The 7,092-nt window shown below is 66.6% G+C and carries 7 protein-coding genes; all 7 read left to right on the forward strand.

Translation table 11 applies throughout. The features are described 5' to 3' along the window. A partial coding sequence (locus ABW137_RS36585) for a substrate-binding domain-containing protein (protein WP_526407995.1) occupies positions 1 to 206 on the forward strand: 206 nt, incomplete at its 5' end. Positions 207 to 427: 221 nt separating this feature from the next. Then, positions 428 to 1,216, forward strand: a complete 789-nt coding sequence (locus ABW137_RS36590; RefSeq protein WP_526407997.1) for a cyclase family protein — start codon at positions 428 to 430, stop codon at positions 1,214 to 1,216. Then, entirely contained in the window at positions 1,216 to 2,031 is an 816-nt protein-coding gene (locus ABW137_RS36595) for an enoyl-CoA hydratase/isomerase family protein (RefSeq protein WP_526407999.1), read from the forward strand. The genes ABW137_RS36590 and ABW137_RS36595 overlap by 1 nt, the downstream gene beginning before the upstream one ends. Positions 2,032 to 2,098: 67 nt before the next feature. Then, positions 2,099 to 4,465, forward strand: coding sequence for a xanthine dehydrogenase family protein molybdopterin-binding subunit (locus ABW137_RS36600; protein WP_526408001.1), 2,367 nt, complete (start codon positions 2,099 to 2,101; stop codon positions 4,463 to 4,465). After that, a complete protein-coding gene (locus ABW137_RS36605; RefSeq protein ID WP_526408003.1) occupies positions 4,462 to 5,304 on the forward strand; it encodes an FAD binding domain-containing protein in 843 nt (280 codons plus the stop codon). Before ABW137_RS36600 ends, ABW137_RS36605 begins: the two co-directional genes overlap by 4 nt. Further along, the gene (locus ABW137_RS36610) at positions 5,297 to 5,800 is read left to right on the forward strand and encodes a (2Fe-2S)-binding protein (protein ID WP_526408005.1); all 504 of its coding nucleotides are present in this window, start codon (positions 5,297 to 5,299) and stop codon (positions 5,798 to 5,800) included. Before ABW137_RS36605 ends, ABW137_RS36610 begins: the two co-directional genes overlap by 8 nt. A 68-nt stretch (positions 5,801 to 5,868) precedes the next feature. Continuing rightward, positions 5,869 to 7,092 (forward strand): MFS transporter (locus tag ABW137_RS36615; RefSeq protein WP_526408007.1); only part of this gene is annotated, 1,224 nt, incomplete at its 3' end.

Raw genomic sequence — 7,092 nt, forward strand, 5'->3', positions numbered from 1 at the left:
CAGTCGTGGCGTTGCACGACGACGATCTCGCCAACTTCCTCGCGCCGCCGTTGACGACCGTGTGGCTGCCTGCCGAGAGGCTCGGGGCCGAGGCGGTCGACCTTGCGCTGGCTCTGATCGGGGGCAGCCGACCACGGCGCGTCGTGGTCCCCGACGAACCACGCATCGTGCGCCGGGAATCGACGGCGCAGGCCGTGCGGCACTGAGGCGGCTCATGCCCTAAGAATCGCATCCGTTGTTGCACTGCGTATTTCAGGAGTGGCGACCCGGGGGAGTGGCGAGACGTCACGTCAGTGCCCGTTGCCGTCCGGGCCCCGGCTCCTTGATATCAAACGTTTGACGTCGATTTCGAGCCGTTGGTAACTTGCGACACAGTGGGAAAACGCCTACGAGTTCGCCACACACGAACGTGAAGTGGAGGTCATCGATGACCCGATTCGTCGACATCTCGATGTCATTGCAGAACGACGTCCCGTCCGACCCTCCGGGATACGAATACTCGATCGAGTACACCAGCCATCAGGACACGGTGGCAATGCTGCAGCGTCGATATGACGGGTTGCAGCCCGAAGAGCTGCCGAACGCCGAGGCGTTCGCGCTGGAAAGGGTCCACCTGTCCACGCACAACGGCACACACGTCGACGCGCCCTGGCACTACTCGTCGATGATGGAGGATGGCAGCCGACCGCTGACGATCGACGAGATGCCGCTGGACTGGTTCCTGCGGCCCGCCGTAAAGCTGGACTTCCGTCATCTCCAGGACGGCTACGTCGCGACGAGCGCCGACGTCGAGCGAGAGCTCGACCGCATCGGCCATCGGCTGCAGCCGTTGGACATCGTGGTGGTCAACACGTCGGCGGGGGAGAAGTTCGGCACGTCCGAATACGCGCAGAGCGGGTGCGGCATGGGCCGCGATGCCACATTGTGGCTGTGTGACCGGGGAGTACGGGTAGTGGGGACCGACGCATGGAGTTGGGATGCGCCGTTTGCCTACGTCGCCGAACGCTACGCCCGAGACCGCGACGCCTCCATCATCTGGGAGGGCCACAAAGCCGGCCGCCGAACCGGATACTGCCAGATCGAGAAACTGCGTCACCTCGACGAACTGCCCGCGCATGGCTTCACGGTCGCGTGTTTCCCCGTCAAGGTTCACGCCGCATCAGCCGGCTGGACCCGCGCCGTGGCCATCTTCGACGAACCGAATGGAGCACACTGATGACCAATGCCGACACCGCGGCGGACCACGTCGCGGCCATGACGCACCTCGATCGAGAGCTCACCAGTTTCGATTCGTACAAGGACCGGTACAAGACCATTCGGATGCAGCGCACCGACGGCGTCCTGGAACTGCACTTTCACTCCGACGGCGGGCCATTGCAGTGGAGTCTGTTGGCACACAACGAATTCGAGGATGCGTTCCTTGAAATTGGACGGGACCGCGAGAACGACGTCGTCATCATGACCGGCACGGGTGAGGCCTTCAGCGGGCCGGCGATCGAGCCGGGCAAGCACCCAAATCGGAAGATCATGACACCGGAGACCTACGATCCGATCCAGTGGGAGGGCAAGCACCTGCTGCCCAATCTGCTGTCGATCGAAGCTCCGGTGATCGCCGCGATCAACGGTCCTGCCGTGCGCCACGCCGAGATCCCTCTGGTGTCTGACATCGTGTTGGCCTCCGAGGACACGTTCTTTCAGGACACCGCACACTTTCCCGGCGGGATGGTGCCCGGTGACGGCATGCACATCGTGATGCCGCTGCTGATGGGACCGACCAGGGCAAGCTACTTCCTCCTGACCGGACAGAAAATATCGGCGGCAGAGGCGCTGGACATTGGTCTCGTCAACGAAGTGCTGCCCCGCTCCGACTTGCTCAGCCGAGCAAGGGAATTGGCCGCAACCTTGATGCTGCAGCCACGCCTGGTGCGTCGCTACACTCGCTCGCTGCTCACCGAAGACCTTCGCCAGCGCATGCATGGTTTGCTCGGGTATGGCCTTGCTCTGGAGGGCATCGCCCGGATGAAGGGATGACGGTGCGCTGACCGAGCGCGCCCCGTCTCCCCACATCGTCGATACTTCAATCTCAACGAGGAGAGCGATGTACCCCTCGACTGCGGCCACTAGTACGTGGCCCAAGCGGAACGCCCTGCAATTCAGCATGGGCACGGCACAATTCGTCGATGACCTTCGGCCGGAAGGCTTGTTGCACATGGCGGTGGTGCGTAGTACCCGTGCCCACGCTCGCCTCGTCCGCATCGATGCGACGCCAGCGCAGGCCTGCAGTGGTGTCGTCCGTGTCCTCGACGGCCGGGAGGCGGCGCAGCACCTCGGCACCTTGCCGTATCAGTTCGGGGAGCCTGAACTGCTCGGTGCCCAGTGCGTCGCACTGCAGGCCCTGCCCTTGGATGAGGTGCGCCACGTCGGTGAACCGATCGCCGTGGTGGCGGCGGACTCTCCGCGGGCGGCGCGTGCTGCTGCCGCGGCGGTTGCGGTCGAGTACGAGGACCTTCCGGCCGTTCTGGATGCACGCAGATTTCTGGACAGCCGTCACCTCTCGGTCGAGGATCGTGCTCACGTGGTAACCGAGAACCACTTCCGCAGCGGCGCGCCCGAGCAGGCCCTACAACGAGCACGACACGTGCTCGATGCCGAATTCAGCGTGGGGCGCAGCAGCACGGCGCCGCTGGAACCACGCGGCTATCTGGCGTCCTGGGATCGCGCGTCGGGGAGACTGACCGTCCACGCATCGCATCAGCAACCGTTTCAGCTGCGCACCGAACTCGCAGAGGTGCTCGCCCTTCCCGTCGAGGCGATCCGCGTCGTCGTTCCCCACGTCGGGGGATCCTTCGGGTTGAAGATGACCGGCCAGGTCGAAGAACCGCTCGTCTGCCTGCTGAGCATTCTGTGTGGGCGGCCGGTCAAGTGGATCGAGACACGGGCGGAGTGCTTCCTGGGCGGCGGCCGTGAACAGACACACCGCGTGCGCGTCGGCTTCGACGACGACGGTCGCGTGAGCGCGTTCGTCGACGACATGGTGGTTCCGGTGGGTGCTCGCTCGGTCTCCCCGGGGTGGCGTCAGGCCTATGTCAGCGCGGCAGCCCTGCCCACCGCCTACGACGTCGCCCACGTGGACGTCCGGTCACGCGTGGTGGCCACTCACCTGCCGCCCTGGCATTCCTGCCGGGGGTTCGGCAAGGAGGCGCCCATCTTCGTGATGGAACGTGTCATGGATCTCGTCGCGCGGCGCCTGCAACTCGACCCTGCAGACGTCCGACGTCGTAATCTGTTGCACCGTAGATTGTTTCCGCACCGGATGCCGTCCGGGTACCGCATAGACAGCGGTGACTTCCATGCGGTGCTCGAGGAAACGCTGGCCCTTGCCGGATACCCTGGCGCACGCGCCGTGGCCGAAGAGACCGACGGGCCGCTACGGCGCGGAGTCGGCCTCGCCTTCGAGATCACACCGGAGGGCGGCGGGCATGCATCGGGTCGGCTGGCTCCTGGGGTCACCCCCACCGTCGCGGCCGCGGAAGCCGCGACCGTGTGCATCGATCGGGATGGTCGGGTCACGGTGCTCAGCGGAGTCACCAACCCCGGTGGAGGGAACGACGCAGCTCTGGCCGGCTTGGCCGCGGAAGCGCTAGGGACTACCCGGGGAAACGTGACGGTGATACAGGGAGACACCGACCTGTGCCCTCCCGGTACTGGCAACGCCAGCAGCCGCGGGGCCGCGATCGGTGGGTCGGCGGTAGTGCTGGCGGCCCAGCATCTCGCTGCCGAGTTGCGCAAGGTAGCCGCCGACATGATGGGCGTCCCGCCGGACGACGTGACGCTCGCCGACGACGTCGCCCGCGCCGATGGCCGGGTCCAGGTGCCCTGGAGAGAGGTATGCGCAACGGCCATCGGGACAACTGCCGAGGAGCGGTTGTCCTGCACGCGCAGCTACCGCCCCACTCCGCCGGATGATCCCGCGTTCCGCTACAGCTATCCCTACTTCTCCAGCGGCGCATACGTGGCCGAGGTCGACGTCGACTCGCAGACCGGCGTCGTCAAGCTGTGCAGCCTCACCGCGGTCCACGATTGCGGGCGGGTGTTGGAACCCGTGCTCGTCGAGGGCCAGTTGCAGGGCGCGATCGCCATGGGGGTGGGCCTCGCTCTGTTCGAGGACAGCAGGTTCGACGCCGACGGGGTCTCCACGACGCGCACGTTCAAGGAATACCTCGCACCGCGGGCGAACGATCTGCCCGACTTCGTGATCGGACACTACGAAACAGCCGCCCCCTACACACTGCTCGGGGCCAAGGGGGCCGGCGAGGCAGGCGTCGGCGGAGCGATGGCCGCGGTCGCCAACGCCGTCGACGACGCCCTCCACCGGATGGCAAGCACCACACGTACCGTGGCCAGTGTTCCACTGCCCCCGCCGGCGGTGCTGGCGTTGATACCCGAGACGTGCGGCACCTCGTGAGCACCTTCCGTGCGGCCTTCCCCCGCAACGAGCGCGACGTCGCCGACAGCCTGGCCCGCATCGTCGCCGAAGGTGGCGACCCCCTGCTGATCGGCGGGGGCACGTTGACCGTCCCGGCACTCGTCCGCGGCGACGTCGTCGCCTCCGACGTCGTCGACCTCGGCAGGGCAGGGCTCGACGAGATCGAGTTCGCGCCCGATGCCGTCCGCATCGGCGCACTGGTCTGCTATCAGCAACTGCTGGAACACGCAGGCATCCGTCGGCGACTTCCCCTGCTGCACAGCCTCTGTGGCGGCATCACGGGAGGCATCCAAATCCGAAATCAAGGCTCCATCGTCGGAGCGTTGTGCGCGGCACGGCCGCAATCCGACATCCCAGCCGCGCTGGTGGCGCTCGACGCCGCCGTGCTCATCCACTCGACCGCGGGAACGCGCATGACCGGCGCGTCGATGTTCCTCCGCGGCGCGGAGCAGACGGATCTGGCCGCCGGTGAGTTCGTCACCGCGATACGGATACCACTGCCCACCTCGCCGTCGGGATACGTCAAGCTGAAGGGCGCGGAGTCCTCCTGGCCCGTCGTCACCGCCGCGGCGATCGTCCCCGGGCATGTCGTACTCGGGGGTGTTGCCGACGTACCACAGCGAATCCCGCTGTCGCAGACCATGGTCGACGGAGTGCTCGACGGAGTGCGCCACGCGGTCGCGGATCACCTGGACCGCCTGCCCGAGCAGCAACGCTGGACGGACCTGAGGGCGGACTGGCCCTACCGGCGACGGGTGGCCCCCGAGATCGCGGTGCGCGCCGTCCGCGTCGCACTGCAGGGCGCGGACCATGAGTGAGAATGTCGCGAGCTCCGACTCCGTCACCATCGCCTTGCACGTCGACGGGCGCGCGGTGCGATTGACCGTGGACGCCGACATGACCGTACTCGACGTTCTCCGTGAGCAACTGGGCCTGACCGGGGTCCGCGCCGGCTGCCGCAACGGCGACTGCGGTACCTGCACGGCCGTCGTAGGCGGACAGTGCGTGAAGACGTGCCTGATGCTCGCCGGGCGGGTCGACGGTGCCCGGGTGCAGACGATCGCGTCCCTGGCCGATGGCGACGACCCCAGCCCGGTCCAACGAGCCTTCATGGAGGAGTACGGGTTCCAGTGCGGGTTCTGCCTGCCAGGGATGCTGCTGTCGACCACCGATCTGCTCGACAGAAACTCGGATCCATCCGCCGAACAGATCCGAGACACCTTGAGCGGCAACCTATGCCGATGTACCGGATACGTCAACATGGTCCGCGCAGTGCAACGCGCGGCGAAACTCCGAAACCCGCCGACTACCTGACACACCTTCATACGTGCACCGGGCGATCAGCGCCGCGGTGTTGATTCAACCTGCCCGAAGGGGGACCGATGTCACTACCCAACCACCACCGGACCGACGCGCCCGCCAACGACGACGCACCGCCACGCCAACGGTTTCGGACGCTGCTCGGCGCGGGCATCGGCAACGCGTTGGAATGGTACGACTGGAGCGTCTACGCCATCTTCGCACCGTTCTTCGCCGCCCAGTTCTTCGTCGACGATGGGGGCACTGGAGCGCTGCTGTCCACGCTTGCCGTCTTCGCCGTGGGCTTCCTGATGCGACCCGTGGGCGGGTTTCTGTTCGGCTGGCTGGCGGACCGCCGTGGTCGGCGCTTCTCGATGACGACGTCCATGTTGATGATGGCCGCGGGCAGCCTGCTGATCGGAGTCGCTCCGGTCGACGCTCAGGTCGGAATCTGGGCGGCCGTCACCTTGGTCGTCGCACGTCTGGCTCAGGGGCTGGCCCACGGTGGGGAGATCGCGGCCTCCTACACCTACATCGCCGAGATCGCCCCTGCCGCTCGGCGAGGACTGTGGTCGACCAGCCTCTACGTCTCGGTCACCGCAGGCATCGTGCTAGCGTCCCTCGTCGGCGCGGGCGCCAGCAGCATCCTCGGCGCGGATGCGCTGCGGGACTGGGCATGGCGCTTGCCGTTCTTGTTCGGCGGGCTTCTCGGTGTGGTTGGGCTCTATCTGCGTAGCACCCTGCCTGAGACCGAAGCCTTTCTGGCCGAAACGGACTCGGCTGCCGCAGACGCCCCGACGCCACCGACGACCGCGAGGGAGTTGGTGCGCGGTCTGAGCCGCAACAAGGCCAATCTGGCGAGGATGGTCGGGTTCAGCCTCGCGAGCACGGTCGTCGTCTACACCTGGGCGATCGGCATTTCGGGGTTCGCGATCAGCATCCGAGGGGCGTCCGCAGGCGGTGCGCTGTGGGCGACCGTCGCGGCCAACCTGGTCTTCATGGCCACGATGCCGCTGTGGGGCAAGCTCTCCGACCGGTACGGGCGCAGACCGATCTTCATCACCTACTCGATCGCGTTCATGGTGCTGTCGTTCCCCTTGCTCGCCGCTGTCGATGATTCGCCGGTCCGGCTCTTCGTCCTGATGTCGATCGCGCTGTTCTTTCTCGGAGCCTTCGTCGGGATCATGCCTGCCTACTTCGCCGAGCTGTTTCCCACGGAGGTCCGCGCATCGGGCATCGGCGTGCCCTACTCCTTCACCGTCGCGATCTTTGGTGGCACCGCCCCCTATCTCGCAACGTGGCTGGCC

Source organism: Mycobacterium sp., from assembly GCF_040509115.1.
Classification (GTDB): domain Bacteria; phylum Actinomycetota; class Actinomycetes; order Mycobacteriales; family Mycobacteriaceae; genus Mycobacterium.

Excerpts from the sequence above, each read along its gene's own strand:
- ABW137_RS36600 (WP_526408001.1), top strand. The coding sequence starts at position 2,099 with ATGTACCCCTCGACTGCGGCCACTAGTACGTGGCCCAAGCGGAACGCC.
- ABW137_RS36610 (WP_526408005.1), top strand. The coding sequence starts at position 5,297 with ATGAGTGAGAATGTCGCGAGCTCCGACTCCGTCACCATCGCCTTGCAC.
- ABW137_RS36595 (WP_526407999.1), top strand. The coding sequence starts at position 1,216 with ATGACCAATGCCGACACCGCGGCGGACCACGTCGCGGCCATGACGCAC.
- ABW137_RS36590 (WP_526407997.1), top strand. The coding sequence starts at position 428 with ATGACCCGATTCGTCGACATCTCGATGTCATTGCAGAACGACGTCCCG.